The organism is Maritalea sp., assembly GCF_051251695.1.
In the GTDB taxonomy this organism is placed as follows: domain Bacteria; phylum Pseudomonadota; class Alphaproteobacteria; order Rhizobiales; family Devosiaceae; genus Maritalea.
In genome coordinates, this window is sequence record NZ_JBPOEU010000093.1 from 1 (window position 1) to 2,373 (window position 2,373).

A 2,373-nucleotide genomic window follows, 5' to 3' on the forward strand; every position below is an offset into this window, starting at 1 on the left:
CCCCAACACAGGCTCGACTTTTGGTTCTGACGATTGAACACTTACGATGTCATGGATCCGCTCATTGATCAGCGCTTCTTCGCGCTCAGAAATTTTATCTGCGCTGAACACTGTGAACGCGACATCGACACGGCTGCACACCACCCCACCCTGCACGAGATCCATTTTTACAACAAAGGACTGCCGCCCGGACTTCACTTTATGTTCGGTGATCTCATAGGAAATCGTCACACCGAAGGGGAACACAAAATTTTCGAAACTCACGTTTTGATGGCGAATGACAAAGTAATAGTTGTCTGGGGCCTGACTGAGGAAAAACTCTTCTGTCACCACAAGGAACGCTTGCCGCGCAGCCTCAGACAATGCCATGCCTTGAATGTGAAACCCTGTCATGTGATCGAGGAAAAATTCGTTTTGGGCGCTGAATTGTAGATCAAGCTCGAATGTTTTATCGGACACTTGGCGGGGGTAACTGACGCAAATGTTTTCTCGTTTGGCTTTATGCGCAAGACGGCGCCCGGCGCGCGGCATTTCTGGACGGGCATTGATGTGAAACTTAGGAACGCCGCTACCGAGGCTGTTCTCACGATAGTGTACAGCGCGCGTTAAGGCCTGCAGGTCGACCCCTTGTTCAATAATAAGTTCAACATCATCGTCCAATGGCTTGAGCGAGACGATCTCTTCGATTGCATCGTTTTCATTTAGAATTATTGGCACTGCAGATGCAGGAACATTAAAGATATCACCGATGACAATTATGCGTTTCATTGGACACTCTCCTTGGTAAATACACCGTCATTCTTGAACGTGTCGAACACCCAAGCAACGCGCTATAAGGGAACGGGCGTTTCACATTTGTCGCGTCACATTTGCAGAGCGACTACACTTTGTGCATCGCGCTCAAATATTTGTTTTTCCAAGCGATTCATGACCGCAACGGGACGGGCGTCTTTACGTCGACACAGCCAGAGTTGGCGGTTCAATTGATAGGGAAGTGCTTCAAGTTGATCACGTGCAGGAAAGCGTGACACGGCCTCGGCGCAGATCATGCCAATCCCTAAACCTTCGGCGACGGCTTCCAAATATGCCTCGGCCCCATCCATCACCACAACGCCACGTGCGTTCGGCAAAATCTCACGCAACTTGGCGTTCACAAACTCCGCTTCTGAGCCAGATTCCCGCCACAGAACAAGAGCATTGTCACGTTTTGAACCTCTGGATCGGAACAGCCCAAGGCGGGTCGGGTTAAGTTCTCTGCAAGAAAACGCAGGATCAGACTGGGGATGGTGCGATACAAGCAAATCATCTGCCTCATGTTCCCCTGCAGCGTTTTCGGAATCGCAATTGATCACAAACGTGATGTTCTCATCGCGCACGGTTGCTTCGTGAATGAGAGGCAAAATGTGCCAGCGGGTATAGCTGTTTGGCGTTCGAATACGGATTTTATGCTGACTGTCCCCGACCCCACAGCGCGTTTCAATATTTCTAACACTTGAATGCACCTGCTCGACTTGTAACAGAATGTCGCGTCCTAAAGGGGTTAACGATAGCCTGTTTGCCTTTCTCACAAAAAGGCAGTCCCCCAATCTTTCTTCTAAGTTTACAACGCGGCGACTTAGGGTCGCCGCGCTGATTTTATGGATTTCTGCTGCTTGTCTGATTGAGAGCGTCTGGGCTACAGCATTGAAATACTTCAAATCTTCCCAGTTTAAATTCCGAGTCATTTCATTCTCACTTTTCAGGATGCAAAAAACTCCCGCAGAGCATTCATCTGCGAATGCACCAAATGGCGCGCTTCAAGGTCCGCTCGGCGTGAGTACCCAATCGCATGATTGGCGTGGGTTGAATCAAACCGCGTAAAACTATGCTTAGCACCGCTAATGACATGCAAAACCCAGCGCGCGCGTGCATTTCGCATTTCGCGTTCAAACTCAGAAAGTTGATTGCCTGTAATGAGAGGATCATCTCCGCCGTGCACGACCATAAATATTGGTCGCTCTAGCTGATCTTCGACGGCCAACTGGGATGAATCACTGTGCAACGGTAACGGCGTCTGTGGATTACCGTGAACACAAACGACCGCATCTACATTTGACGCCGCGCGCCCCGTTTCCAGTGCGAAAGATCCACCGGAGCAAAACCCGACAACAAACAACGGCCCATCACACTGCCACTTGGGTGCCAAAGCGTCCATGATACCACGAAACAGCACGCGAGACCGCTCTGGGTTGGCCAGCAAATCTTGATTTAACTCATAAGCTGTCTCAAAACTTGGATGTGGTAAATCAACGCCATTGTGATCGGTTAGAATAACCTCCGCATTACATGTGGCAGCATATTCTGCCGCTATTTGGCGCGCCCAGTTCGTATGGC

3 protein-coding genes are annotated in these 2,373 nt (G+C 49.9%); all 3 read right to left on the reverse strand.

Translation table 11 applies throughout. The features are described 5' to 3' along the window. A partial coding sequence (locus ACSHWX_RS18280) for an AfsA-related hotdog domain-containing protein (protein WP_435669642.1) occupies positions 1-768 on the reverse strand: 768 nt, incomplete at its 3' end. A gap of 95 nt (positions 769-863) precedes the next feature. Beyond that, the gene (locus tag ACSHWX_RS18285) at positions 864-1,724 is read right to left on the reverse strand and encodes a LysR family transcriptional regulator (RefSeq protein ID WP_435669643.1); all 861 of its coding nucleotides are present in this window, start codon (positions 1,722-1,724) and stop codon (positions 864-866) included. Positions 1,725-1,738: 14 nt separating this feature from the next. Further along, positions 1,739-2,373: dienelactone hydrolase family protein (locus tag ACSHWX_RS18290; RefSeq protein ID WP_435669644.1), on the reverse strand; the 635-nt coding region annotated here is incomplete at its 5' end.

Coding starts and splice junctions, on each gene's coding strand:
- ACSHWX_RS18285 (WP_435669643.1), bottom strand. CDS start 1,724: ATGACTCGGAATTTAAACTGGGAAGATTTGAAGTATTTCAATGCTGTA.